Below are 26,261 nucleotides of genomic sequence, written 5' to 3' on the forward strand. Positions count from 1 at the left end.
AGGGGACCCGGAAAAGCTACGGCACGGCTATACGTCGACCTCGGCGAGCTTGTTCCCGTCGAAGTCCATGATCTCGATGTGGTCGACCTGGTCGGGGGACATGGACACGCCGCCGCTGATGTAGAGCGGGTTCCTGGCCTGCTCGGTCTTGGCGTCCGGGATGCCGTAACCCCACTTCGGGACGGACCAGGAGGCGGCCGTCTCGCGTTCGCCGTCCTTGCTGACGAAGATCATGGAGCACTTGAGCGGCCCCTTGACCCCACTGAGCTCAAGGGCCGTCTCGGTGCCCCAGAGCTTCTCCGACATGGCGACGGTGGCGGTGACGCCGGTCGTCGAGTCGGTGCCGGAGACCTTGTCCTTGATGTTCGTGAACAGGTCCTTGGCGGGGTTGGCCGCGACCGTCTGGTTGGTGCCGGTACCGCCGCTGTCCGAGTCGCCGCCGCTGGCCGCCACCGCGGCGAACGGACCGCCGACGATCAGCGCGGCCGCCGCGGCCACCAGGTAGAAGCTGCGCCGGCGCTTCTGGGCGCGGCGCTCGGCGACCTCGTCGACGAGCTTGTTCACCAGCCGCGGGCTGGGCTTCGCCGACAGGGACTCGCCGATCGCGGGCGAGCCGGAACCGGGCATGTCCGCGAGCGCGGCCAGCATCGGCTCCATCCCGGCGAGCTCGTCCAGCTGCTGGGCGCACCACTCGCAGGTCGCGAGGTGTGCTTCGAAAGCGGTTGCCTCTGCGTCGTCGAGGATTCCGAGGGCGTAGGCGCCGACGGTCTCGTGCTCGCTCGGAACCGGATGTCCCGTCATGGGTCCAGACATACCCGAACCGCCCATCCCGAATCCCTGGTTTCCCCCGTAAACACTCATCACGCCGTCACCCCCCGCTCCTCCAGAGCCAGCTTCATCGACCGCAGGGCATAGAAGACCCTGGAGCGGACGGTGCCGCTGGGTATGCCGAGCGTCTCCGCCGCCTCATTGACGGTACGCCCCTTGAAGTACGTCTCGACCAGCACCTCCCGGTGTGCGGGGGTCAGGTCGTCGAGTGCGTCCGACAGCGTCATCAGCCACAGCGCCTTGTCGATCTCGTCCTCCGCGGGGATGACCTCCAGCGGCGACGGATCGACCTCCTGCGGCCGGGCCTGCCGGCTGCGGTGGCCGTCGATGACGATGCGCCTCGCGACCGTCACCAGCCAGGGGCGTACCGATCCGGTCGCTCGATTGAGCTGTCCGGCGTTCTTCCAGGCACGGATGAGCGTCTCCTGCACGACGTCCTCTGCTCGTTGCCGATCACCGGCGACCAGTCGAAGGACATACGCGAGGAGGGGTCCGGCGTGCTCTCTGTACAGCGCACGCATCAGCTCCTCATCAGGTTCCGAGGGCTGGGACATGCGATGTCGGGCCCTCGATCCACGTTCATTGGCCACGACGGAATCCTTGCGCACGCCCACCTCCGATGTCCGGGGGTTCCCCCAGTCGGTCGCTCGACCACCCGTACGCAAGCGGCGCGTTGAGTGTTCAAAGTGAGGCGACAGTTTTCTTCGGAGTGACGTGACGAGGGGGACATGGCAGCACATTCCCACCGTGCGATCTTTACATTTCCACCACATCGACAAGATCGAGCCGCCGCTTCCCTACGGGTGCGTAGGTAAACGAGATGTAATCGAAATCACTTCGACAGCCAAGCCACAGAAGCCGCATAACGGACTGTCAGGTGCGGGCGAGGGCCGCTCGCCGGCGATGCCGGGCGACCCTTTCGCGGTTCCCGCAGACCTCACTGGAGCACCAGCGCCTCCTGCGCCCCCGGGACGTATCGAGATAGACGATCGGGCAGTTGTCGCCCTCGCACTCCCTCAGCGCGGCCCGCGCGACGGGGTCGGTGAGCAGTTCCACGGCATCCCGGGCGACGGCCCCGAGCAGGGCGCCGCACTCGGGCGGGCCGTCCAACTCGCGCACGAGGGTGCCGTCTTCACTCCGTACGGCGCGGGGTGCCGGAGGCGCGGCGAGGGCGATGTCGTTCACCCGGGCGAGCGCGATGTCGTACGACGGCCAGGGCTCGGGGGTGAGACCTCCCCGCACCAACTGCCCGAGGCGTCCGCGCAGTTCACGGAAGGCGACGAGCCAGGAGGCGTCGGCGTGGGCGAGCGGGGTGCCCGGTGGGACGAGGCCGGCGCCGGTGATCCAGGCGCACAACACCTCGACCGAGTCCAGATGTTCCTCGGGATGTGTGGTCGCGAGGAGATCCAGACAGATCCGCCCGGCGTCGAACCGCAGCTCGTACGCGTCCGTGGCCGTACCCAGTGCCATGTGCCTGTCACCGCCTAGGGGTCACCCGCTGGGGGAACCGTTCCCTCTAACAGTGCCTGCCCGCATGCGAGGCAGGAACCCCTCGTACCGGTCGCACATCCCAGCCCATCTCGGGCCCCCTCTGGGGGAGTTTGAGGACGAGGCCCCTTAAGGCCGAAGCGGGGGTCTGGGGGGGGCAAGCCCCCAGCGGGGGCGCGACACCAACGCCGGGTGCCTCACCAACGCCGGGTGCCTCACCAACGCCGGGTGCCTCACTCACACGTCCGCGTACTTCGTGTCGGCCGCCGGATCCAGCGCCAGCCGATACCCCCGCTTCACCACCGTCTGGATCAGCTTCGGCGCCCCCAGAGCCGTCCGCAGCCGAGCCATCGCCGTCTCCACCGCATGCTCGTCGCGCCCGGCGCCCGGCAGCGCCCGCAGCAGGTCCGCCCGGGCCACCACCCAGCCCGGCCGCCGGGACAGGGCCCGCAGCAGGGACATACCGGCGGGCGGCACAGGCCGCAGCGCCCCGTCGACCAGAACCGCATGGCCCCGGATCTCCACCTGGTGCCCCGCGATCGGCAGCGACCGGGCACGGCCGGGCAGCTCCTGGCACAGCAGCTGGACCAACGGCCCGAGCCGGAAGCGTTCGGGCTGGACCGTGTCTACGCCGTGGGCCTGCAACGGCAGCGCGGTGACCGGGCCGACGCAGGCGGGAAGGACGTCGTGGTGAAGGGCGGCAAGTACCTCGGGCAGCAGCCCGCGTTCCTCGGCCCGCGACAGCAGGGACGCCGCGGCCGGGGCGCTGGTGAAGGTGAGGGCGTCCAGGCCGCGGGAGACCGTGGCGTCCAGCAGGCGGTCGACGGGGCCGATGTCCTCCGGCGGGAGCCACCGGTAGACCGGTACCCCGAGCACCTCCGCTCCCCCTTCCTTCAACGCCTCCACGAACCCGGGCAGCGGCTCACCGTGCAGCTGTACGGCGATACGGCGCCCCTCGACGCCCTCCTCCAACAGCCGGTCCAGCACCTCGGCCATGGACTCGCTGGACGGCGACCAGTCCTCGGTCAGCCCGGCGGCCCGTACCGCGCCCTTGACCTTGGGCCCGCGCGCGAGGATCTCGACCTCGCGCAGCCGACCCAGCAGGTCCTCGCCCAGTCCCCACCCGTCGGCGGCCTCGATCCAGCCCCGGAAGCCGATCGCGGTCGTGGCGACCACGACGTCCGGCGTCCGCTGGATGATCTCCTTGGTGGCGGCGAGCAGCTCGCTGTCGTCGGCGAGCGGCACGATGCGCAGGGCAGGGGCATGCAGAACGGCGGCGCCGCGACGCTGAAGCAGCGCCCCGAGCTCGTCGGCCCGGCGCGCGGCGGTCACGCCCACGGTGAATCCCGCGAGCGGCCCGTGTTCCGGTTGCTGCTGTTCGTCGTACATAACTCTCGTCCCGCACTCGAGTTGTGGTGCTTGGCCAGGTGATCGCACACCGGGTGGCTACTTCCGATGGGGCTTGCACCTGCATGCCGATCGAGCCTGTCAACGGTGCGTGACAGGCTCGGTTCGGCTTCATGTCGGCAGTGTTACGTCACACCTCGGCGTAGCTGAGCTGCGGCTTTGCCTCGGTTGCCGATGTGGCGTGGGTCTCGGAGGCCGCCGGGCGGCGAAGGTATACGGCCCAGGTGACCAGGAAGCAGACGCCGTAGAAGGCGAGGAAGGCGACGAAGGCGCCGGTGCCGGAGCCCACGGTGAGGAAGGACTGGCGGAAGGCGAGGTTGATGCCGAGCCCGCCGAGCGCGCCCACCGCACCGATGAGGCCCATGGAGGCGCCGGAGAGCCGGCGGCCGTAGGCGGCGGCCGCGTCACCGGTGAGCCCCTTGGCGAGGGCCTTGTTGTGGAAGATGCCGGGGATCATCTTGAACGTCGAGCCGTTGCCGACGCCGGACAGGATGAACAGGGCGATGAACGCGGTGGTGAACAGCGCCAGCGACTTCTGCATCGAGGCCACGATGATGACCGCGGTCGCCACGCCCATGCCCACGTAGTTCCACAGCGTGATCTTCGCGCCGCCGAACCGGTCGGCGAGGGCGCCGCCCAGGGGGCGGATCAGGGAGCCGAGCAGCGGGCCGATGAAGGTGACGTAGGCGGCCTGCAGCGGCGTACGGCCGAACTGGGTCTGAAGGACCAGCCCGAACGCGAAGCTGTAGCCGATGAACGAACCGAAGGTGCCGATGTAGAGGAAGGACATGATCCAGGTGTGGGCGTCCTTCACGGCGTCCTTGGCGGCGCCGGTGTCGTTCTTGACGGACGAAATGCTGTCCATCTTGAGCCAGGCGAGGACGGCGGCGATCACGATGAAGGGGATGTAGATCCCGAGCAGGACGCGCGGGCCGGCGCTCGCGCCGATGACAGCCAGGCCGACGAGCTGCACCACGGGCACGCCGATGTTGCCGCCGCCGGCGTTGAGCCCGAGCGCCCACCCCTTCTTACGGAGGGGGAAGAAGGCGTTGATGTTGGTCATGCTGGAGGCGAAGTTTCCGCCGCCGACACCGGCCAGCATCGCGCACAGCAGGAATGTGGTGAACGACGTCCCCGGCTCCATCACGGCGAAGGCGGCGACCGTCGGCAGGAGCAGCAGGCTCGCCGAGATCACCGTCCACATCCGGCCGCCGAAGATGGCGACGGCGAAGGTGTAGGGCACGCGGACGATGGCGCCGACGAGCGTGGCCATCGAGACGATCGTGAACTTGTCGGCGGGGGTGAGCCCGTACTCCGGGCCCATGAAGAGCACCATCACGGACCACAGGGTCCAGATCGAGAACCCGATGTGCTCGGAGAGGACGGAGAAGAAGAGGTTCCGGCGGGCTACCTTCTCACCGGTCTCGTTCCAGAAGGTCTCGTTCTCGGGGTCCCAGTGGTCTATCCAGCGGCCTCCCCTGCTCGAGGCGGGGGCTGTGCTAGGGGCTGTCATGACGCCTCCACGGTCTTCGGGGCTCGGTCGCGCTTTTCGAGTGGCTGGTCCCGAAGGTAGGGAGGGCGCGTTTCCGGTCTGTGGCACCGGGTGACCGGAAAGGAACTTTGCTCTCACCCTGCGGGGAGGGCCGATGAGAGGTTGTGTGCGTCGTCCCTGTGTACGTCGCTGTACGCGGGCGGGATGTGGGGCTGGTTGGAGGGCCAGCTGGAGATGGCCCCAGGGAGGAAGGATATATGGGGCGAAGGGTGCACGGACGGGTCAGCGCTGCGGGGGCTGCCAGTGGGGGTTCTGCTGGCGGTGGGGCGGCTGGGGCTGCTGGGGGCCCTGCTGCTGGGGGTGGGGCTGTGGCGGGTAGGGGGGCTGCGGCTGGGCGTGGGGCGGCTGGGGCTGGCCGTACGGCGAGTGGGGCTGGGGCTGAGGCTGGGGCTGGGGCTGCTGCGGCGTGGCGTACGGGCCCGGGGTCTGGGGAGCGCCGTGGGGAGCCGGAGCGGGCTGGTTGCCGTATGAACCGGGGACCGGGGCGGCGGGCTGGGCGCCGTAAGGCCCGGGTGCCGGAGCCGCGGGCTGGGCACCGTAAGGCCCGGGCGCCGGGGCGGCAGGCTGGGCAGGGTACGCACCGGGCGTCGGCACGGGCGCCGCGGGCTGGCCGTACGGCCCGGGGGCCTGTTGCCCGTAACCGGCCGGGGCGCCCGGAGCGGGAGCGGGGGCCGGGGCCTGGTGGCCGTAGGGTCCGGCCGCGAAGGGGTTGCCGTGCCCCGGCAGCTGTGCGCCGGGCGGCAGGTAGCGCACCCGCCCGGTCTCGTCGGTGACCGGCGTGAACCCGGCTGCCTGCAGGCGGGCCGCGAACTTGGCGTTGCGCTTGCGGTTGAAGACGAAGCCGAAGCCGATGATCGCCATGAAGAGCGCCCACGTGATGAACGCCGTGAGCCAGGCACCGGCGTCCCCGCCGAGCCGCAATCCGATGATGCCGGCGCCGATGGTCAGGCCGATGGCCCCGTAGCCCATCCGCTTCTCGGCGCTCTTGCCGGTGAGATCGAAGTTGATGCGGGCCTTGAGGAGCTCGAAGGCGTCGGGCACCAGGGGCGGTACGGACACCCCGTCTCCGGCGTTCGGGTACTGCGCCCAGTTCTGCGCGGCGCGGGCGCGGGCGTGGGGGCTGGGGTCGGGTGCGATCAGCATGACGAGCGCGTTGTTGCGCCCGGCGCTCTGCCGTACGTCCACGTACTCGTACCCGAACTGCTGGGCGATGAAGGCGAGCGTGGCGAGCTTCTTCACCGAGGCCAGCGGGCTGGTGAGCTCGACGGGCTCCCCACTCGCCATCAACTGCAGCATCTTCTGCACTTGCCGCTTGCTCATCGCCGTCCGCTCCCCACCGACCCCTTGGGCCACTCGGCCCCTTGGGCCACCCCGTTCACTTGCGCAACTCGGCCAGTGTTCCATGGGGGTCTGACAGTCGGTACGTGGGTGGGCGTGCTTCACAGGATCTTGGTGGAACCTTGCCGCAGGGTTGCTGTGCCGGTTTGCGGATCATGCGGCCACGTCCCGCCCCGGCCTCCCACCCACCTCGAACCAGAGCAGCTTCCCCGCACCCCGGTCGAGAAGTCCGTCACCGAGGGCTACGCCGCCCCAACAGTCGGCGTACTCCTGGATGAGGAGAAGCCCACGCCCACCGAGGGCGTCCGCCGGTGCGGGCGGGCGGCGAATGCCGGGCGGCTGATCGAAAGGGGCGGGGATGTAGGGGCTCGTGTCCCAGACGCCGACCCGCAGTCGCCCGTCGCTCAGGGCGGTCAGGCGCAGGGACGCGGGGCCGATGGCGTGCCGGTAGGCATTCGAGACCATCTCGGAGACCAGCAGCTCGACGACGTCCAGGACTTCAAGTCTCCCGTGGCCGCTCAGCACCGACCGCACGGTCATACGTGCGACCCGTGCCGCGCGGGGGTCGTGGGGCAGGCGGAGGGCGTACACCCAGGTGTCGGCCGGGGATACGGTGCGCATGGAAACCTCCAGGAGTCTCACAGGGAGGGGGGCTTGGGTGCGCTCAACTGCCGTGCCGGGCGGTGGCATTGCCTGGGTTGGTGCGCTTCCGGCTTATGGGCGCGGGGAGTTGGGCGATGTAGCGCTACGCTAGCGCGCTATTGAGATACTTCTCAGTGAATCCTGGGAAATGCATCAGCGATTACCTCGTGTGAGGTACACGAGCGCCGCTCCGCGGCCGGAAAGGAGGCCCCGTGCCACCCGTCAGCACACCCACCCTGCGACAACGGCGTCTGGGCGCTGAGCTGCGCAAGCTTCGCGAGCGAGGGGGGCTGACGGCCACCGGCGCAGCCGCAAAGCTCGGCGTCAACCAAGGGCGGGTCAGCATGATCGAGACAGGGCGCAGCCCCCTCAGTGCCGACCGCGTCCGCTCACTCGCACGCGCCTACGACTGCGGAGATCCCCGCCTCGTGGATGCCCTTGCCGCGATGGCGCAACGCCAGACGCGCGGCTGGTGGGACAGCTACCGCGATCACCTGCCGGCCGGCCTCATCGACCTCGCCGAGCTGGAACACCACGCCGCAGCCCTGCGCGTCGCCCTGGTCATTCACATCCCTGCTCTGCTCCAGACGACCGACCACGCCCGTGCCCTCTTCAAGGAGGCGGTGCCTGAACTGCGGCAGTACGAGATCGAACACCGCGTCAGCCACCGGATCAAGCGACAGGGGATCCTCCACCGCGAAGACCCGCCCCCGTACACGGCAGTAATCCACGAGTGCGCGCTGCACATGGGGTACGGCGGCCCCGCCACCGTGCGCGGTCAGCTCCAGCACCTCCTGGACTTGAGCGAGCTGGACCACATCACCGTAAGGGTCATCCCTTTCGGCAAGGGCTCCTTTCCCGGCACCGGACAGTCCGTCGACTATCTGGCGGGGCCGGTTCCGCAGCTCGACACTGTTCAACTGGACACCCACCACGGCTGCGAGTTCCTGGACGCGGAGGCCCAGTTGGAGAAGTACCGCCTCGTACTCGACCGCATGGAGGCGAACGCCCTCAAACCCGCAGAGTCCCGTGACCTGATCCACCGCATCGCCCAGACCGTCTGAGGTAACCGTGTCCGAACTCCACTGGAAGAAGTCCACTTACAGCCCCGACGCCTCGAACTGCGTCGAGATAGCCACCACCCCCACCACCATCCACATCCGCGACTCCAAAACCCCCACCGGCCCCCACCTCACATTCCCACCCACCACCTGGGCGGACTTCCTCGCGCACGCCGTGGACGCGAGGCTCTGAGCACGAGGCACACTCGCTCGGGTGATCAGGGGCGCACGTTCTTGTAAGTTCCTGGCCTCTGCCGGACCGTTGGTCCCAAGATCGAGCGAAGACGCCCAGCGGCAGGGGAGGCGGCAATGGCTCTGATCAAACTTGGCCAGGATCCCGAGAGCCCGGACGGCAAGTCACCCACCATCTACCTCGACGACGAGAAGGGCACCTTCCTGGTACAGGGCTGGAAGGTGGTCGACGAGGCCGGGCGCTCGCATCTGGACCTTCCAGACCACGAGGACGTGATCGAGATCCCGAAGCGGATGGTGCAGTTCTTCCCGGAGGTGAAGAGCGGTGACAGTGCGGACTCTTGAGGTCGATCGAACGGGGTGGGCGGAGACTGACCTCGTATTCACGACCCCCACGTCCGGGAGCCCTCTCGACCCGACCAACCTCACGCGCCGCTTCCGTCGGCTCCTTCGTAGAGCAGGACTTCGGACCATCCGTTTCCACGACCTCAGGCACTCGCGGGCAATCCTGCTTCTGGAGCAAGGCGTCGACCTCGTCGCCATCAGGGAACTCCTCGGCCACGCCAACATCGGCGTCACCGCCGGCGTCTACGCCCACGTCCGACTCCGACTCCAACGTGACGCCATCGGCACCCACCTGCCGCAGCGGTCGTCCGCTGACGTTGCCGTCACCTTGCCGTCAAGAGGCTGATGGGCCCTTTCCGATCTTCGGAAGGGGCCCATCTCTACTTACTGTGCGGAATACCGTTCTCAACCAGACTTTTCTCAGAAAGAAACGCGGGAGAACTGGAGTCCAGCACGCCAGGACGTATCCCCTGACAAGAATCTCCGAAAGGCGTCAATAACTGTTGCAAGATCTCCAACTACGGCCCGGAAATGCTTGTCCTCGGCCCCTTCTTTGAACTCCAGGGCATATGCCCCAGCGGGCACTCCCGCAGCAACGCCAAACCCCACTTGAATGAACCAGCCTGGCCGAGTTTCAAGGATGGCATACCAGTCTTCCGGTGAAAGTTCACCCAATGCCTGGATCACGTCACCTTGGCTTGGATCGTCGATAACAGATCCCTCGGCAAGTTCCAGCGTTGCCGAGCTTCCACCTTTCGGGACATAAACCTTACCGGACTGCGGATCGTAACAAGTTACCCCACTCCTACTGGCTAGCCCTAGCAAGTACTCGGAAGTTTCCGACTGCCGCGGATACGAGATCGAGACGATCAGGCATTCGCTAGTCCGGTACAAGGGCGCCGCCCACGGAGAGACTTCGAAGTTCTCCTCCGTCAAGTCCGGAAAACGAGTGGTCAGCTCAGCATAGAACCTTTCCAACGCGGGGTGCTCATCCGCGATGCCAGCGCCACCCTCAACCATGGCTCCATACTTTCGGGCCGCTTCGGCGGGGGAAATAGACTGCTCCTCCCACCAAAATCCAAGATCAAAGCTCATGAGATCACTCCTGTAGCGGGAACACCCTGCCAGCGCTGTCGGGGGCAGCCTACAGAGACAGGCTGCCCCGGACAATCAGCGAGGAACCCAAGCATTGAAGGTCCCATCTAGGGTAATACCTCCGCTAATTGTGACCGAGTTCCCCGGCGTATTGAGCCAGTCGTCAAATCTCCTCTGCGGAGGGGTCAGGGGTGAAGATCCCCCCTTTGTCTCCACTCCGAGCCAGCGCCCGTCGACCTCAACCGCTCCGTCATATTTCCGCAGCGGAAAACCGGGAACCCGCACATAGACCTGACCTCGGATGATTCGAGCACCATCCAATTCGAGCTGATCCATGACGGTTCGCTCATCGAGAGAGCCGTCCGTTCCCGGCTCTCCATTCCGCTTTGCGAATTTCCCGTCAGGCGTGCGCGGCGCTTTCCCTGACGGGCAGTTCGAATTATGAACAAGAACCGGAGTCTCGCCCGCCAGCACATAGTACGTATGCAGATCATCAACCGTGAGGTTGTACGTACGGGCGTGCTTGGTGAAGGAGCGGTTACCGGTGACGATGACGGTGTCGCCCTCGTCGGTGAGCAGTGTCATGCCCGGCTTGAGATTCCGCGCTTCGATCCACTCGCGCTCGGACGGCGACCAGAAGGGGTGCTCGTGCGTGGCGGTCAGCTTGTCGATGCCGTCCTCTGTTGCGATGGACAGCTCGTTGAAGTGCTTGTCGTCCTCGGTGACGATGAGGCGGGTGACTCTCCTGGGGCCCGACTCGCCGGTTTCGGGGTCGGTGGCCAGGACGTCGTCGCCGACTTCGACGTCCTCGATGTCCTTGCTGGTGCCGTCTGCCATGAGGACGTCGGTGCCGGCGAGGAAGCACTTGCATCCCTTGGGTGTCTTCTTGAGCCATCCCTCGACCGCTTCGGCGCCCTTCTTGATCACCGAGTCCGGGACCAGCTTCAGGGCTTTGAGGAGGGGGAGGTCCGTTCCCGCGATGATGCAGCTGCTTGCTCCGGAGCCGGAGAAGCAGTCCCGCCACGCTTTCGGGTCGGGGAGGAGCACCGTGGCAAGGGCTTTGAAGGCCGCCATCTGAGCCGACAGGTCGTACGCCTTGTGCACGATCTTCTTGCCGAGCGGCACATCACTACTGATCTTGACGACGCTGCTCAAGCGGCCTGTGCCGTCGTAGACGTGGTGGAGTTCTCGTAGTGGTAGGACCAGGTTCCGTCACCGTTCGAGGACATCCAGTCCCGGTAGGTGTCGTCGCCTCTCGAGCAGCTGTGCTCACAGAGGGTGACCGGCCGGAGGCCATCCGGGTCGCTGGAGCTGATCGGGCTGTTCTTCGCGTAGCTGTACCCGTTCATCTGGAGCGGGTCGGCGACGTCGATGAGGGGATCTGCTGAGAGGAAGCGGCCCGAGTTCTGGTCGTACTCACGAGCGCCGATATGGGTCAGACCGGTGGCCGCGTCGTCGATGCCGACGCCCAAGTAACCGCGCTTGTTGGGCCAGTTGGTCGGCTTGGTGCCGCGGACTTCGCCGTACGGCTTGAAGGCGCGGCGGGTGACCGGCTGGCCGCTCGACACATCCACCGATGTGTTCGCCGTGCCCAGGTGGTCGGCGAGCAGGACGTTGAGCTTGTGGCCCGTCGTCGCGCCGCCCGTCGCGGTGCGGACGACCGTGGGAGCACCTGCCTGCACGTAGGAGCGGGAGGCCTTCGTGATCGTCCCCGTGGCGTCCGTCGTCACTTCGGCCTCACCGAGGTAGAGCGTCGAGCCCGACGGTGAGTTCTCCAGGAGGCGGTTGCCGGCGGCGTCGTAGACGTACGTCGTCTTCTTGCCGGCGTCAGTGATCGTGTCGAGCTTGTTCTCGGACGTCCAGGTCAGGTTCTGCTTGGTGGCGGGCAGTTCGCGGGTCTCGGTGTTGCCGACGGCGTCGTACGTGTAGCTGCTGCCCTTGCCCGACGGGTTGGAGCTGATCGACTTCATCGTGTGCGGCTGCGCGGTGGTGTCGTAGCCGTACGTGTAGGTGACGTTCTTGGTCGCGTCCGCCGGGTCGTGTTCCGTGAGGGTGGCGCGGTTGCCCAGCCAGTCGAAGGTGAACGACTGGTGGTACGCCGTGGCGCCCGTGGTCACGGTCGTCGCGTCGGGGGCCGTGGTCGCCAGAGTCGACGACAGGGACGTGTCCGGGCTCGACTTGTCGCTCGCTGTGTCCGGGGCATGGGCCACCGGGCCCGAGGAGTTCCGGTGGTCGGTGCGATAACCCCAGGTTTTGCCGTTCGACGCCTTGCAGCCCGTGGCGTTGCCGGCCGGGGTGATGTTCGACGTCCAGGCGTTCACCAGCTCGCCCATCACGTCGTACGTGAAGCACTGGGTGTCCCACGTCGAACCCGAAGCATCCGACAGCTGGCGGGAGTTCGAGGTGATGGTGCCGGACGCGTCGTACGAGTAGTAGCTGTCCGTGATGCGGTGCGGTCCGGAGGTCTCGCGGTCGGTGACCGTGCGCTGGAGACTGCCGGTGTGCGGGTCGACGAAGTTGGTGGTCCAGACCCGGTACGGCTGGGAGCTGGACACTGACCGCAGGACCTCGCCGTACGGCGAGTAGGTGGCGTCGGACGTGTACCAGGCGAGGCCCGAGGTCGACTCGGCCAGGCCGTCGCCGTTGTAGCGGGTGACGACCTTCTCCTTCGCCAGTCCGCCCACGGCAGGCAAGGTGGCCGAATGCGGCTTGCCGGTCGGGGTGTAGGTGTAGGCGTACGCGTACGTGCCGGACAGGCCCGCGGTCAGCGTGTTCGACGGGATCACCGTCTCACTGCCCGTGGGCCGGTAGTCGGTGTCGTAGCCGGTGACCCGGTTGAGGTAGTCGCCGCCCGACGTGTGCCGGGTCGAGGCGACGGGCTGGCCCAGCGCGCCCGGGAGACTGTCGTACGTGAACGACTTGACCGGTGCGGCGGTTGCCGAGCCCTCACGGACGAACGTGATCCGACCGAGCTCGTCGTAGTTCGTGTACGTCGTCCGCGACTTGGCGTCCGTCACCTTGACCGGGCGGTCGGCGTCGTCGTACCAGGTGTCCGTCCTGCCGGTGTCCGGGTCGGTCGTCGACGTCACGCGTCCCCGGGCGTCGTACGTGTACGTCCAGCTGTTGCCTGCCGGGTCGGTGACCTTCGTGCGGTAGCCGCGGGCGTCGTACTCGTACGTCGTCTTGCGGCCGCTGTTCTCGGAGGTGGCGGGTTCCCAGTTGGCCGTTGCGACGTTGTCCTTGTAGTGACGGATCGCGGTGACCCGGCCGAGCGCGTCGGTGTACGTGCGCGTCTGAGGGGCGGTCGAGCCCGCCGGGTCCGTGAAAGCGCCGGTGTCCGTGTAGAAGGTGTACGAGAGGTAGTCGGCCCTGTGGGTGTCGCCGTGGTACGTCAGCTGGATCGACGGCCGTTCCAGACCGTCATACATGTGCTGGACCCGGCTCGGGATCAGCGCCTTCGATCTCGGCGCGAACAACTCGGCCGCCGGCTCGCCCTTCGCGAGGTAGCCACTCGACTGCTCGGCGACCAGGCCGTGGTCGTCGTACTTCGTGTCGGTGATGATCCGGCCCGGGCCGTGTGCCTCGGCCTGAGTCTGCGCCTGACGCATCAGGCCGTCGTAGATCGTCACCTGACGGCTGTACGTGCCGTCGTCCTTCAGCGTCTTCGTGGTGACAGCGGCGGGCTTGGTCTCGGCGGAGGTGGCCACCGCCGCCTGGTACGCGATCTCCACGTCCGGGGACTTGCCGCCCGAGGAGCGCGACGGCGACCAGCCCTTCACCAGGCGGCCGAGGGCGTCGTACTCGTTGCGTGTGACCCGGCTGTTGGCGTCGGTGACCGTCAGTGCAAGGCTGCGGCCCGGGTCGAAGGTCGTCGTGACGGCGTGGCCCTTGGCATTGATCGTCTTCAGCGAGGTGAGCGGTCCGCCCGTGTCCGCGGGCGTGTACTGCGTCTCTGTGGTGCCGACCTCCGGCTTGGTGACGGTGCGGATGCGACCCAGTGGGTCGTACGTGGTTTTGGTGACGACCGAGTACGAGGTTCCGGCGCCGTTGACCCCGGCGGCGGAGGTGACCAGCCCCTTCGTCGGCGCCTCGCCGTAGGCCAGGGCGTCGTAGCTGTTCCGCACCGCCTTGATGAGCTTGGTCGCCGGGTCCGCGGTGTCGTGGGCCGCACAGGTCGTGCCCGTACTGCGCTGCTCCTTCGGCAGACCGATCAGCCACGCGGACGTGTTGTGCACGTACGACGTCTTGGTGCAGGTCTGGTCGGAGAGGGTCTCACCGGTGCTGCCGTTCGGCGTGACCACGGCGGTCTCCACCTGGGTCGGCAGGCCGTACGTGTCGTCGACCGTCGTCAGCGTCCGGACGGCCCGCCAGCTGGTGTCGGCCTGCTGGATCTCCTCCGTACGCTCTATCCCGCTGCGGTGCGCGAGCAGCGGATCCATGTCGGTGCCGTTCTCGGCCTCCCGCGGGCGGGAGGCGGTCTGCTTCGACCAGGGGTAGTTGAGCGTGCGCTTGTGGATCCGTTTGTCGGCGTCCCGGTAGACGATGGTCTCCGCCGGCATGCCCGCGTACTGCGGTGCGTCGTCGGCGAGCAGCGTGTGCTTCTGTTCGGAGTCCTTGACCGTGCCGCCCACGCCCTGGAAGTACCGGGTCACGGAGTACGACTGGGCCTGCGGGAAGTTGAGCTGGTTGCTGGTTCTGCTGCCCTTGGTGACGGCCACCTGGCGGTAGCCGCGCCAGACGCTGTACGTCCGCAGGGACGGGCGGGTGAACTCGTCGTCGCTCTTGGCCCAGGCGGGTTCCTCGTACGTGTACGTCGTGTGGACGGGCTTGCCGTGCGAGGTGACCTTGTCGGTCTCGGTCACGGAGTCGACAACGTACTTGTTGAACCAGGACTTGGCGGGCGTCTTCTCGTCGCCGTCGGGCGACCAGCGGACGGGGAAGCAGGTGCCGTTCCTCTCGCCCTTGTCCTCGGACGGCTCGGCGGCGCAGCCGCCCGTGTACTCGACCTCGACGGCACCGCCGTACTCCGTGGCCACCGTGCCGATGCGCGGGCGTGTGAACGCGGGGCGCTGGTCGTTCGGGCCGTTCGGCACCAGGTTGGGCAGCTGGCGGTCCTTCAAGCGGCTGTGGAGGGGCGAAGTGGAGCCGACCGAGTACTCGGCGAAGCTGACGCCGTCCTTGTGCTGGAGGGTGCCGGTGGTGTCGCCCGGGGCGAAGCCCCGACGGGTGATGGAGTTGAGCCACAGGCCGGGGGCCGTGTCGTACCAGTCCTCGGGGAATGACTGGTGCAGTTCGTATGTGTCGACCTTGCCCAGGCCCGTCTGGCCCGCGCGGGCGGCCTTCGTCGTCACCGAGTCCAGGCGCAACTGCGTCCAGAAGGACGGGAACGGCGGGCACAGTTTCGACGTGGACTTGCAATTGAGATTGCCGGGCGTGTCCCACCAGGGGCGGTACGCGCCCGGGTCGTCGGTCTTGGCGAAGTTCGCCGGATCGCAGGCGGTCGCCGACTTCAGGCAACGCTGCGCCACGCCGAACTCGACGGTGGCGGACGGCTTGGTCAGATCGGACGGACGCATGCCGTACTCGATCGACGTCGGGTAGGCGTAGCGGTCGTACTGTTCGGGAGACTTGAACTTCTTCTTGACGGCGTAGTAGTTCGTCTCCTGCTTCCAGTTGACGACCATCGTGTTGCCGTGCACGTCGACGACCTTGTCCAGGCCCCAGCGCCAGGCCTGCCTCTTTCCGGCGCCGCAGCGGGAGTCGGCGAAGGCGGTGGCGTGGCAGGGTTCGCCGGGGTGGTTGCCGAAGACGGGGACCGTTGAGACGGAGCTCGTGTCTGCGTGGCCGCCGCCGACCTGGTCGAGGCCGAAGTAGTACTTGGTGCCGTCCCGGGTCGTGACGATCCAGTGCTCGCCGTTGTTGTCGCCGTTGCTGCCGCCGGTGCGGCGCTCGACGCGGGTGCCGTCGTCGCTCTGGGGGCGGTAGATCTCGGTGTCGGTCTCGGGATTGCTTCCCGCGGGTGCGTCCCGCACCAGCTCGACGCTCCGACCGCCGAGCGACATCACCGCGTTGTACGACACCCAGCACAGGTCGGACGTCTTGTCCTTCTTGGCCGTGTTGTTGGGCGTGCCGGACTTCAGCGCCTTGCGGTCGTCCTGGCAGGTGCGGTAGCGGCGCTCGATGTGGCCGGGGTCGTAGTCCCAGCCCTCTCCGATCCAGGAGGACTGCGGAGAGGAGACCGCGACACGGCCGTCCACCGTCTGGGAGTTGTAGGTGAAGGAGATGCTGGGGGCCGGGCCGGCCGGAGCGGCTGGGATCGTCAGCGGGTACGACCAGGTGAACGCGCCCGACGAACCGCCCGCCTCCCACTTGCCGTTGGAGACCAGAGGCGTGGCCTTGAAGGTGCCGCCCGCGCCGCCGCCCGAGTCCACCGCGCCGACGACGGCCGTGTCCCCCGTCGCGGCGACAGGGGTGGCCGAGGTGCGGAACGCCGCCTGGGTGATCGACGGGCCGTCGGCCGCGGTGGTTGTCTCCGCCGAGGCCGGGGTGACCGTTCCGTCCGCCGCCGTGTCGACTGTCGCCGTGATCGACTGGGTCTTGGTGTCGTTGGTCGTCTCCAGTTCCTCGTACACCTGGCACGCCTCGACGTCCGGCGTGGTCAGGTAGCACTCGGGGAACTGGACGAAGCGCAGGCGGGAGGCCCAGTCGGCGCCGTACAGGTTCTTGAACTTCGCGTAGTCGAGCTTGACCGAGATGGGGACCGAGCCGGTGTCGGGCGCCTGCACCTTGACCACGGCACCGTCGACGCCTTGGGCGACGGGTGCGGTGCGGTCGAAGACCTGGACGGACCAGGTGCCGGTGGGGGCCTGCTGGTCCGGGGCCTGGCCGAGGCTGACAGGGAGGTCGTCGACGGGGGTAAGGGCAACCGGCTGGACGGTCGTGACCGTGCGAGCCGAGGCCTGGGTCGTGGTGGAAGCCGGCGCGCCGAAGCTCACCGTGCCGGTGTCGGGCTGTGGTGTTGTCGTCGTGCCGGCCGGGGCCGCTTGCTGGTCCGGGGGGACCTCGACCTTCAGCGACTCCAGGTCACGCTCGAAGACCTGGCCGTCAACGGGTTCGTCCTGGTCGAGCGTCTCCAGGTCCAGCGTCTCGCGGCCCTTTTCGGCGACCGATGGATCGGGCGGCACCGCCAGCGATTGCGCGGGCAGGAGGCCCACGAGCAGGGCCGCCCCGAGGGTGGGCACGACGGCAGTGCGCAGACGACGCAGACGACGGCGACGGGCATGCGAAGAGCGACCGAACACGACGAGGTCCCCCCGGACCACTGAGGCGGGACCTGGATCGGACCACGCGTGATGGCGTATCAGATGCCGGAGATTTTGTGATGCCCCTGTGGAGTTCCGCTAGATCGACTGTGCGGATGTGATGACTGTCACCGGACGTAGTGATCTATAACGGTAAGTGACGCCCAGGTCTGCCGCCTGCTGGTGATAGCGACAGATGCCGTACCTCCGCGATCAATCGCGCAATTGGTCGATTCACATGGCAAATAGACGTCAAATCGGGAGTGTTGAAGAATGATTCGCGGGGCTTTGCCCGTAAGCCGAATTGCTGCATGCGAGTTGATGCCGACCGTGCACAACCACCCTTACGGCACCCGAGGTTGATTCACTCAAACCCCTGCCCCGCTCGCGAAGGGTGACGACAGCCCGCTCATGGGTCATCATCGGCTCGCCCGGCCGCGCCCTGTCCCGCGCCGGTTCCAAGGGGGGAAGGGGAGCTCGCCCGATGACGCGCAGAACGCGCAACTGGCGCCGTGTGCCCGGACGTCGGACCACCGCCGCCGTGGTGACAGCGGCGCTCGCCGCCACCGGCATCACCTTGATCGGCGTCGGTCTGGACGACCCGAGTTCGCACGGCGAGTCCGGCCGAGCGGAGAGGGCGAAGCCCGTGACCGAGGCCGTGGCGATCGCGCGGGCGGCGAAGGCCGGCAAGTCCGTCGAGGTCACCGAGCTGCGCACCGCGCGCTCCACCACGTGGGCGCGGCCCGACGGCTTGCTGGCCAAGAAGCTGTACTCGTCGCCGATCCGGGCCAAGGTGGGCGGCGAATGGAGGGACATCGACTATGACCTCCACCGCACGAGGGCAGGTTGGGAGCCCCGGGCCACGAACGCCCGGATCGTGTTCTCGGCCGGCTCCGGTACGCACGGCGGGGAGAAGCGCGCCTCGCGGACCGGTGTGCGCCGGGTCTCTCTGGCCAGCGGACTGAAGGCGGCCGCTGACGAGACCGCGAGCCCTCTGGTGACGTTGACCGTCGACGGCCAGGAAATCCAGCTCACCTGGCCGGGCACGGTCCCGGCCCCCATCATCGACGGCTCACGCGCCCTGTACCCCGAGATCTTCCCCGGCGCCGATCTGGTGCTGACGGCCGACGACGACGGATTCGCCCAACTGCTGGTCCTCAAGAACCGGCAGGCCGCCGCCGATCCGCGGGCCCGGCAGATCTCGTACGGCATCACCTCCCCCACCCTGAACTTCCGCCTGGATCCGCTCACGGGCGTCCTCACCGCCGAGGACGCCTTCGCCAACGAGGTCGCGATGTCGCCGACCCCGCTGATGTGGGACAGCAGCGGCCAGCCGGCCGTCACCGACGGGTCGGTCGGCGCCACCGCCCAGCCGACCACCACGGAAGGCCCCGCACCGACCGAGTCGGCCGCCGACGGGCCGAGTGAGAGCACGAGCCCCACCGAGGAGCTCATCGAGACCGACGAGCAGGCGGACACCGCCCCTGAGACTCTGCCGGCGGCCACCGACGGCCCCGAGCCCTCGGTGTCCGAGTCCCCGCTGCCGTCCGCGCCGGCTGAGCCGACACCCGCTCCCTCCCAGACCGGCTCGGCGGCCACCCTCAGCCTTCCCGGGCTCGACGGGCCCTCGCCCGACTCGCGCGGCGAGCTGGTCGAACCCAGCCTGAACAGGGCGACCTGGGTGCTCACCCCCGACCTGGCCTTCCTCGACGACCCGGCCACCACGTATCCGGTCTTCATCGACCCGTCGGTGAAGAAGCACACCCAGAACTGGACCACCGCCTACAGCCGCCACCCCAACGCCACGTTCTACAACGGCAAGGGCTTCAACAAGGGCGGTACGCACGAGGCCCGCGTCGGCTTCGAGTCGGACACCTGGGGCACCTCCCGCTCGTACTTCAACATCGCCTTCGACAAGGACCTCAAGGGCGCGAAGATCACCAGCGCCAAGCTGCGCATGCTGGAGACGTACTCCTGGTCGTGCAGCGCCCGTTCGATGAGCGTGCACCTCACCGGTCCGGTCCACGCCAAGACCAACTGGAAGAACGCGCCGAAGCTGCACGACGGCAACAAGTTCGCGACCAAGAGCTTCGCGCACGGATACAAGTCCGGCTGCCGGGACGCGTACGAGACGTTCGACGTGAAGAAGGCCGCGCAGAAGCGCGCCGATCAAGGCAAGGACACCATCACCTTCGGCCTGCGCGCCCGCGACGAGCACTCGCAGTACGCCTGGAAGAAGTTCCAGGCCAACGGGGACAACGCGCCCGTACTGGAGCTCGTCTACAACCGCAGGCCGACCGTCGACTCCAAGTCACTCGACCTCGGCCCCGACGCCAAGTGCACCACCACCGAGCCGTACGTCCGCATGGGCTCGGGCGACCTGACGTTCACCGCCCGGGCGTCCGACAAGGACAGCAACCTCGACTACCTCGATTTCGACCTGTGGCCGCACGGCAAGTGGCAGACGACAGGTGATCTGCTGGGCTCCACCGGCAAGGTCTCCGTCGGCGGCGACAAGGGCACCGCACTGCGTACGACGACGGGCTTCTCCACCAGCAAGCTCACCAACGGCACCCTGTACTCGTGGCGCGTGCGCGCCGTCGACGACGCCGGTACCAGCTCGGGCTACGCACCGGCCAGGACGCCGTGCCGCTTCGTCCTCGACACCACCGCGCCCAGGCCGCCCAAGGTCAGCTCCACCGACTTCCCCAACGCCGACGGCAGCGAGAACGGCTTCGGCAACGACGCCGAGGACGCCAACTGGTCCACCAAGAAGTTCGGGACGCCCGGGTCGTTCACGGTCCGCGCGCTCAACAGCGACGTCGTGCGCTACGAGTACGGCTTCAACTCGCCCAGCTACACCGGCAGCATCGCCCGCACCGCCGGCACGGCCACCAGCGTCAGCGCGATCCTCGCCAACGCCAAACCGCCCGCGGCCGGACCCAACGTGCTCTACGTCAGGGCCGTGGACGGCGCGGGCAACCCCTCGCAGGCCACGAAGTACTTCTTCTACGTCACGCCCCGAGACCAGGCCGACGCGCCCGGCGACTTCACGGGCGACAAGCTGCCCGACATGATGGTCGTCACCGAGGCCGGCAATCTGGCCATGTATCCCTCGCAGGCCATCGCCACCGACCTCAACAAGGGCAGCGGCGACCTGGACTACTCGATGCCCGGCGCCTACCGGGACAATCCCGCCAAGGATCCCAACGGCGACGAGCTGCCGGCCTACGTGGCGGCACCCAACGGTCACTTCAAGGGCGCCCTGATCACCCACAACGGTGACATCTACGGCGGCGACGGCCTCCAGGACCTGGTCGTGCGCGTCGGGGCAAGCTGTGGGTGTACCCCGGTGACGGCTACGGCGCCGTCAACATCGACAAGCGCCGCGAGATCCTCCTCCCCGACGGCGCCCCCAACCCCGCCGATCTGACCCAGATCGTGTCGGCGGGCGACGCCACCGGAGACGGCCGGACCGACTTCTTCGCCACGATCGGCGACGAGTTGTGGGTCTTCACCGGCTACCACGGAGCGACCATCGACCAGGCGACCCGTCTGTGGGCCTCGGGCTGGACCAGCCGGGACATCGTCACCGCGCTCGACATCAGCGGCGACGGTGTCACCGACCTTCTCTACCGGTCCGACACGTCGGGCAAGCTCCAGCTCCGCAGGGGCATAGCCGCCTCCGGAGGCGGAGTCAGCCTCGCCTCGCTGGGCAACGCCGGAAGTTCGGCCGGGGGCGAGGACAGCGAGTACGGCGCCGCGGGCTGGGCGGTCAGCAGCTTCCCGCTGTTGATGGGCACCCCCGACGCGGACGGCGACGCGGGCACCACCCCCGACATCTGGGGTGTGCGCTCCGACGGGTCGGTGCGCTTCTACGCGGGCGGCCCGAGCGCGGTCGTGCCGGGGTCCGGCACGGAGATCATCACTCCGGCGGGTTACTGGAAGACACGCATCGCCATCGGATAGACGCAATCCCTGGCCGCCAGTCGACGACACCAGCGGCCAGGGACGGATTCCGAACCGGGCCGGATCAGGTGCGGTAGGCGTAGTACGACGCGTTCGGGTACGACGCCACGATGCTCGCCACCGACCTGCTGTACGTGTTGGTGGAGTGGTACGTCAGATACGGCACGCCCCGGCTGCGGGACGTGACGATCATGGTGTGGTCCTTCGAGCCGTCCCGGTCGAAGTCGATCTGGAGCACGTCGCCGACGTCCATCTGGTAGACGTTGGCGAGGCTGGTCGTCCGCTTCGAGTTCTGGGCGAACCAGGACCACTCGTTGACGCCGACGAACGAGTGCGACTGGATGTCGGCGTTCCCGAACCACCTGGTGTAGTCGTACACATAGCCGGGGACGTGCTTCCAGCCGCCCGCCTTCAGGGCCTGGCTGACGAAGTTGGTGCAGTCGCCGCCCGCGCCCTGGCCGTTGAAGTCGGGGTAGGCGGGGTTGTAGTTGGACCAGTACTGCTTGGCGTAGACCGCCATCGCCGAGTAGTCCAGGCCGCTGGCGGTGAAGTTCTTCGGGTTGGCCTGGCCGGGGTACGAGGTCGACGCCTTGGGTGCCGAGGGTGTCGTGCTGCCGGCCCTCGCGGTCATGGGTTCGACGGCGGGCCTGGCCGTCTGGTTGACGGCGAGGTCGCCCTCGTCGGTCGCGCGGATGCCGGTCAGCCGCCAGTTTCCGTACCGGTCGGCGCTGAACGTCAGCTCGTGGTGCGCCTGGAAGCCCGTGGTCCGCGGTGCGCCGGCGCGGGCCTGCTCATAGGTGAGGGTCGTGGTCTCGGTGACCGCGACCTTGGCCTTGCGGCCCTTCACGCGCGTGGCGTCCAGCGTGACGGTGGTGCTGCCCGCGCTGTACGTCTCGCCCAGATCGGCGAGCATGTCCGCGCGCCGGTTCAGCGCGGACAGTGCGGCGTCCTCGCTGCGGGCCAGGCCGGAGGACAGCCGGACGTCGCCGGAGAAGCCGTCGGTCAGCGGCTTGTCCTGGTCCCCCCGGCCGCCGTCGACCAGGGCCTCCGTACGGTCGGTGAAGACCGCGTCCGCCAGGCGCTGGAAGGTCGCCTTGGTCCTGGCGTCCACCGTGGGGTCGTCGACCACGGACGCGCCCGCGCTCCAGTTGGGCAGCAGCGCCACTCCGGCGACGACCGAGGCGGCGGCCGCCCCGAGTATGGTGGCGCGGCGCCGAGTACGGCTCAATTTCCTTGACTTCACTGGTCATTCCCCTCTTGCCCCCGGCAGACGGATGGCCGGGGAAGCGCATCTTTGCATGGCGTGTGTGGCTCTTGTGAAGACGGATGCGCCTGTGAGCCAAGGACGTTATGCGAACGTCACTGCACGACGGTCGACCAGTCCGGGGACTGGGCCGGGTCGAGGGTGCGCAGCCGCTCGAGCGTGGCGGGTTTCTGTACGTCCATCCAGTCGGCCAGCTCCTTGAAGGACACGCACTTGACGTCCTTCTTGGTGCACATGCTCTCGATGGCCCGGTCCACGGCCCGCATGTAGATGCCGCCGTTCCAGTTCTCGAAGTGGTTGCCGATGAACAGGGGTGCCCGGCTGCCGTAGTACACACGGTTGAACCCGGCCATGTAGGTGTTGAAGGTCTCCTCCTCCCACTGGGGGTACTTGGCCGGGTCGCCCTCGGTCTCGCCGTCGGACTGGTTGTAGAGGAAGTTGAAGTCCATGGAGAGGCCCTGGTACTTGCCGCCCTCGTACGGGAGCATCTGCAGCGGGAAGTCCCAGATGCCGTTCTTCTTGGTGGGCCATATCTGGAAGTCGCCCGCGGAGCTGGCGTCGTAGCGGTAGCCGTAGTCCGCCGCGGCCTTCAGCAGGTTCTTCTGGCCCTCCAGGCAGGGGGCGCGACCGCCGACGACCTCCTTGGTGACGTCGAAGGGCAGCGGGGGCAGGTCGGTGTAGCCGGTGTTGGTCTTCCACTTCGCCACGAACGAGTTGAACTCCTCGATCTCGCTCTTCCACTCCTCGACGCTCCAGTCGCCGCCGCCCTTCTCGCCGCAGAAGTGGCCGTTGAAGTGGGTGCCGATCTCGTTCCCGTCCTCCCACGCCTTGCCGAGCTGCTCCAGCGTGGTGCGGATGTGCTCGTCGGTGGGGTAGCTGATCGCCGCGGCGCCCTTGTCGTGCTGGGGCGGGTCGTACAGCGTCTTCTTGTCCTTGGGGAGGAGGTAGATCCCCGTGAGGAAGAACGTCATGTGGGCGTCGTACTTCCTGGCCACTTCCCGGTAGTGCGAGAAGAGCTGGTCGTCGCCCTGCAGCGCGCCGTCCCAGGAGAAGACCACGAACTGGGGCGGCTTCTGGCCCGGCTTCAGCGGCTCCGGCTTCAACTGGCCTTTCTGCGGGCCGGTGTAGGAGGTGGAGCCGTCCCCGAGGACCTTCGTCCGGCCGTCCCACTGCGGCTGCTTGGCGCCGCCCGCCTCCACGACCTTCTTGCGTCCCCCCGAGGACGCGGTCGGCGCGGTGTTGTCCATACGGTTCAGCACCAGGTAGCCCGCCGTCAGCGAGGCGACGACGAGAAGCGCCGCCACGGTCAGGAACCCCGGGCGGAGGGCATCGGTGCGGCGCGGTGCCCGGGACTTGCGGCGGCGCCCCGAGGGTTGCTTCATGTGCGGCTCTTTCTCCAAGCGGTGGGGACGGTGCTGTCGGGTCGGTGGTCAGCCGACGGGAGTCACGGCACCGGACCAGATGCCGTAGGGGACGCTGTCGTCGGCGCTGCCGGCGATGCCCTTCAGGGGCAGCGGCTCAAGGCTCTTGGCGAGGTCGATGCGGTAGACGACGACCGCCGTGGAGACGGACTCGTAGGTGCCGACGTACCAGGCGGCGGTGTCGTTCGGCGTGGTCCCGGGCTTCCCGGCCACCTTCGCGGTGGCGGGCGCGCCGTCGGGGTGGGCGGTGCGGAAGGCGTCCGTCAGCGCGGAGGTGACCTCCTCGGCCACGTCGGCGCCGACCGCCCGGCGCGGACGGGGCAGTTCGAGGGGCACGGCGGTGCCGTTGTGGGTGATCCGGCGCACCGAGTACGGCTCGGTGTGCTTGCCGGCCGCTGCGAACGTGGAGTAGCCGCTGGCCATGCGGATGGCGCTGGGCGTGGAGCTGCCCATCGACAGCGCGGGCACCTGGGCCCCGATGGAGGAGGGCAGCAGGCCCGCGGCCTCGGCGGTGGAGCGCACCCTGTCCAGGCCGGTGTCCATGCCGAGCTGCATGAACGGCGTGTTCACGGACAGCTCCATCGCCCGGTGCAGGGAGATCTGCCCGTAGGACCGGTCCCCGTCGTTGCTGGCGGCCACCTTGCGGCCGCTGCGGTCCCAGTACGGCCCCTCCGGCGTGGTCACCGGCACGTCGTCGTCGCCGTTGTAGAGGGAGTCCCCGGTCACCGGGGTCGCCGCCCCGTCGCGGGTCTTGCGGACCCCGTGCTCCAGGCCGGCCGCGTACACGAACGGCGTGAAGGCCGAACCGGCCGGGACGGTGGTGGCGTTGGACTCGTTGTAGCCCTGCTCACGGTGGTCGGGTCCGCCGTAGACGGCGAGGATCCGGCCGTCCGGGGCCACCGAGGCCGCCCCGTAGTGCGCGGTCCTGGCGATCTTCGGCTGGTCCTTCAGCGCGTCCTTGCGCGCCTTGGTGACGACCTCGGTGAGCCTGTCCTCCCGCTTCTTGTCGAAGGTCGTGTAGATCTGGTAGCCGCCGAGGTCGAATTCCTGGTCGGAGATCTTCGCGGCCTTCTTGGCGTACTGGGAGGCGAGTTCGACCAGGTAGTCGCTCTGCTCGCCGGTGTCGTAGAGCGGGTTGCGCTTCAGCGGCTCGGGGAACTTCTGGTACGTCGCCCGCTCGGCCTGCGAGAGCTTGCCGATCGCGACCATCCGGTCGAGGGTCCAGGACCAGCGCTCCACGGCGCGGTCGCGGTTGGCGCCGCTCAGGGTCGGGTCGTACAGGCCGGCGCCCTTGAGCAGGGCGGCCAGGAAGGCGGCCTCGCTGGCGTTGAGCTTGCTCACGTCCTTGCCGTAGTAGGCCTGGGCGGCACGCTGGATGCCGTAGGTGCCGCGGCCGAACCAGCTGGTGTTGAGGTAGCCCTCGAGGATCTCGTCCTTGCTCATCCGGTTGTCGAGCTTGAGGGCCATCATGGCCTCGGTGAACTTGCGGCTGACCGTCTGGTCCTGGTTCAGGTAGACGTTCTTGACGTACTGCTGGGTGATGGTCGAGCCGCCCTGGGTGTCACCCTGGCCGAGCGTGCGGAACAGGGCGCGTGTGATGCCCTTGAAGGAGACGCCGGGGTCGCTGTAGAAGCTCGCGTTCTCCGCGGCGAGAACCGCCCAGCGCACGTCCTCGGGAATGTCCTCCAGCGGCATCGCCTGCCGCTGCACCCAGCCGGTGCGGGCCATGGGCGTACCGTCGGCCCAGAAGTACACGTTGTCCTGCTGGGTGGCGTACGAATTGAGGTTGTCCGGGATGTCGGTGGCCGCGTAGGCGACGGCGAGGAGGAGGCCGCTGAGCCCGACTCCGGCGAGCGACGCGCCGAGCGACTGCCGCCAGGACGGCACCCATCGGCGCCAGCCGGTGCGTCCGGGCCGGGGGTACTGCGGCCGCATACGGCGGGCATACGGCGTGAGGCGCGCGATCAGCGGGGCGAGGACGGCCAGCAGGGGCGCCAGGCGGAGGGCTGCGACCAGGCGGGGGGCAAAGGGTGGGCGGGGGGCTTTGCGGGGGTTCCGGTTCTTACGGCGATGGGGCTGATCGGCTGAATTGTCGGCACGTATTCGATCCGACGACCCCGCGACCTCGGGAGAAGGTATGTCGGATATTGTTGATTCGCTTTTGGTGTGCCGCTCGGACTCGTCGGATATGCGTTGCACGGGCACCCGCAACTGCACCGTCTCATCCGCCTTGAATGAGTCCGGCACTTTCAACTGCATAGTGACGTCCGGCTCCTGAGACCCCTCCCCACGCCCCGTCGGCGCCACCGCATCCCCCTTCGCCTTTCGCCCGACCGCCGGTCCCGCAGTTCGGTGCGC

Annotated in this window: 15 protein-coding genes and 3 pseudogenes; 5 read left to right on the top strand and 13 right to left on the bottom strand. The window is 68.1% G+C overall.

Going from position 1 to position 26,261, the window contains the following annotated elements:
- Nucleotides 1-27 precede the first annotated feature (27 nt).
- The 7 genes from ACIBAG_RS43225 to ACIBAG_RS43255 form a co-directional block, all read right to left on the bottom strand.
- Nucleotides 28-861 carry an anti-sigma factor family protein gene (locus ACIBAG_RS43225; RefSeq protein WP_399113319.1) on the bottom strand — a complete coding sequence of 278 codons (834 nt, stop codon included), beginning with the start codon at nucleotides 859-861 and terminating at the stop codon, nucleotides 28-30.
- On the bottom strand, nucleotides 861-1,382 hold the full coding sequence (locus ACIBAG_RS43230) for a sigma-70 family RNA polymerase sigma factor (protein ID WP_010039908.1): 522 nt from the start codon (nucleotides 1,380-1,382) through the stop codon (nucleotides 861-863). The genes ACIBAG_RS43225 and ACIBAG_RS43230 overlap by 1 nt, the downstream gene beginning before the upstream one ends.
- A 319-nt stretch (nucleotides 1,383-1,701) precedes the next feature.
- Nucleotides 1,702-2,298: a CGNR zinc finger domain-containing protein gene (locus ACIBAG_RS43235; RefSeq protein WP_399113321.1), complete on the bottom strand. Its 597-nt coding sequence runs from the start codon at nucleotides 2,296-2,298 to the stop codon at nucleotides 1,702-1,704.
- A 255-nt stretch (nucleotides 2,299-2,553) separates the two neighbouring features.
- Nucleotides 2,554-3,705, bottom strand: coding sequence for a uroporphyrinogen-III synthase (locus ACIBAG_RS43240; RefSeq protein WP_399113323.1), 1,152 nt, complete (start codon nucleotides 3,703-3,705; stop codon nucleotides 2,554-2,556).
- Nucleotides 3,706-3,853: 148 nt separating this feature from the next.
- Complete coding sequence (locus ACIBAG_RS43245; protein ID WP_399113324.1) at nucleotides 3,854-5,236, bottom strand: nitrate/nitrite transporter; 1,383 nt, start codon at nucleotides 5,234-5,236, stop codon at nucleotides 3,854-3,856.
- Nucleotides 5,237-5,497: 261 nt separating this feature from the next.
- Nucleotides 5,498-6,595, bottom strand: a complete 1,098-nt coding sequence (locus ACIBAG_RS43250; RefSeq protein WP_399113325.1) for a hypothetical protein — start codon at nucleotides 6,593-6,595, stop codon at nucleotides 5,498-5,500.
- Nucleotides 6,596-6,766: 171 nt separating this feature from the next.
- A complete protein-coding gene (locus ACIBAG_RS43255) occupies nucleotides 6,767-7,234 on the bottom strand; it encodes an ATP-binding protein (protein ID WP_399113327.1) in 468 nt (155 codons plus the stop codon).
- A gap of 233 nt (nucleotides 7,235-7,467) precedes the next feature.
- On the opposite strand from ACIBAG_RS43255, the gene ACIBAG_RS43260 reads away from it, so the two are divergent.
- From ACIBAG_RS43260 to ACIBAG_RS43275, 4 genes and pseudogenes are all read left to right on the top strand, one after another.
- On the top strand, nucleotides 7,468-8,319 hold the full coding sequence (locus ACIBAG_RS43260; RefSeq protein ID WP_399113329.1) for a helix-turn-helix domain-containing protein: 852 nt from the start codon (nucleotides 7,468-7,470) through the stop codon (nucleotides 8,317-8,319).
- Between the two features lie 7 nt (nucleotides 8,320-8,326).
- Complete coding sequence (locus ACIBAG_RS43265) at nucleotides 8,327-8,509, top strand: DUF397 domain-containing protein (RefSeq protein ID WP_399113330.1); 183 nt, start codon at nucleotides 8,327-8,329, stop codon at nucleotides 8,507-8,509.
- 116 nt (nucleotides 8,510-8,625) lie between these two features.
- Entirely contained in the window at nucleotides 8,626-8,853 is a 228-nt protein-coding gene (locus ACIBAG_RS43270; protein WP_399113332.1) for a hypothetical protein, read from the top strand.
- A gap of 25 nt (nucleotides 8,854-8,878) precedes the next feature.
- Nucleotides 8,879-9,199: pseudogene (locus tag ACIBAG_RS43275) on the top strand (tyrosine-type recombinase/integrase); the annotation flags it as partial.
- Between the two features lie 74 nt (nucleotides 9,200-9,273).
- Here ACIBAG_RS43275 and ACIBAG_RS43280 read toward each other — a convergent pair.
- The 3 genes and pseudogenes from ACIBAG_RS43280 to ACIBAG_RS43290 form a co-directional block, all read right to left on the bottom strand.
- Complete coding sequence (locus ACIBAG_RS43280) at nucleotides 9,274-9,948, bottom strand: hypothetical protein (protein ID WP_399113334.1); 675 nt, start codon at nucleotides 9,946-9,948, stop codon at nucleotides 9,274-9,276.
- 425 nt (nucleotides 9,949-10,373) lie between these two features.
- Nucleotides 10,374-10,821: pseudogene (locus ACIBAG_RS43285) on the bottom strand (polymorphic toxin-type HINT domain-containing protein); the annotation flags it as partial.
- Between the two features lie 278 nt (nucleotides 10,822-11,099).
- Nucleotides 11,100-17,189: an RHS repeat domain-containing protein gene (locus tag ACIBAG_RS43290; RefSeq protein ID WP_399113335.1), complete on the bottom strand. Its 6,090-nt coding sequence runs from the start codon at nucleotides 17,187-17,189 to the stop codon at nucleotides 11,100-11,102.
- A gap of 544 nt (nucleotides 17,190-17,733) precedes the next feature.
- On the opposite strand from ACIBAG_RS43290, the pseudogene ACIBAG_RS43295 reads away from it, so the two are divergent.
- A pseudogene (locus ACIBAG_RS43295) lies at nucleotides 17,734-21,218 on the top strand (DNRLRE domain-containing protein).
- 64 nt (nucleotides 21,219-21,282) lie between these two features.
- Here ACIBAG_RS43295 and ACIBAG_RS43300 read toward each other — a convergent pair.
- The 3 genes from ACIBAG_RS43300 to ACIBAG_RS43310 form a co-directional block, all read right to left on the bottom strand.
- The gene (locus ACIBAG_RS43300) at nucleotides 21,283-22,446 is read right to left on the bottom strand and encodes an amidase domain-containing protein (protein WP_399113337.1); all 1,164 of its coding nucleotides are present in this window, start codon (nucleotides 22,444-22,446) and stop codon (nucleotides 21,283-21,285) included.
- Nucleotides 22,447-22,577: 131 nt separating this feature from the next.
- Entirely contained in the window at nucleotides 22,578-23,864 is a 1,287-nt protein-coding gene (locus ACIBAG_RS43305; protein WP_399113339.1) for a hypothetical protein, read from the bottom strand.
- A gap of 48 nt (nucleotides 23,865-23,912) precedes the next feature.
- Nucleotides 23,913-26,162: a transglycosylase domain-containing protein gene (locus tag ACIBAG_RS43310; protein WP_399113341.1), complete on the bottom strand. Its 2,250-nt coding sequence runs from the start codon at nucleotides 26,160-26,162 to the stop codon at nucleotides 23,913-23,915.
- Nucleotides 26,163-26,261: the final 99 nt, after the last annotated feature.

Origin of the sequence: Streptomyces sp. NPDC051243 (genome assembly GCF_044455405.1) — a bacterium.
GTDB lineage: Bacteria > Actinomycetota > Actinomycetes > Streptomycetales > Streptomycetaceae > Streptomyces.

Bases quoted from the DNA above. Each gene is read 5' to 3' on its own strand.
- ACIBAG_RS43225 (WP_399113319.1), bottom strand. From the start codon at position 861: ATGAGTGTTTACGGGGGAAACCAGGGATTCGGGATGGGCGGTTCGGGT.
- ACIBAG_RS43230 (WP_010039908.1), bottom strand. From the start codon at position 1,382: ATGTCCCAGCCCTCGGAACCTGATGAGGAGCTGATGCGTGCGCTGTAC.
- ACIBAG_RS43235 (WP_399113321.1), bottom strand. From the start codon at position 2,298: ATGGCACTGGGTACGGCCACGGACGCGTACGAGCTGCGGTTCGACGCC.
- ACIBAG_RS43240 (WP_399113323.1), bottom strand. From the start codon at position 3,705: ATGTACGACGAACAGCAGCAACCGGAACACGGGCCGCTCGCGGGATTC.
- ACIBAG_RS43245 (WP_399113324.1), bottom strand. From the start codon at position 5,236: ATGACAGCCCCTAGCACAGCCCCCGCCTCGAGCAGGGGAGGCCGCTGG.
- ACIBAG_RS43250 (WP_399113325.1), bottom strand. From the start codon at position 6,595: ATGAGCAAGCGGCAAGTGCAGAAGATGCTGCAGTTGATGGCGAGTGGG.
- ACIBAG_RS43255 (WP_399113327.1), bottom strand. From the start codon at position 7,234: ATGCGCACCGTATCCCCGGCCGACACCTGGGTGTACGCCCTCCGCCTG.
- ACIBAG_RS43270 (WP_399113332.1), top strand. From the start codon at position 8,626: ATGGCTCTGATCAAACTTGGCCAGGATCCCGAGAGCCCGGACGGCAAG.
- ACIBAG_RS43280 (WP_399113334.1), bottom strand. From the start codon at position 9,948: ATGAGCTTTGATCTTGGATTTTGGTGGGAGGAGCAGTCTATTTCCCCC.
- ACIBAG_RS43305 (WP_399113339.1), bottom strand. From the start codon at position 23,864: ATGAAGCAACCCTCGGGGCGCCGCCGCAAGTCCCGGGCACCGCGCCGC.
- ACIBAG_RS43310 (WP_399113341.1), bottom strand. From the start codon at position 26,162: ATGCAGTTGAAAGTGCCGGACTCATTCAAGGCGGATGAGACGGTGCAG.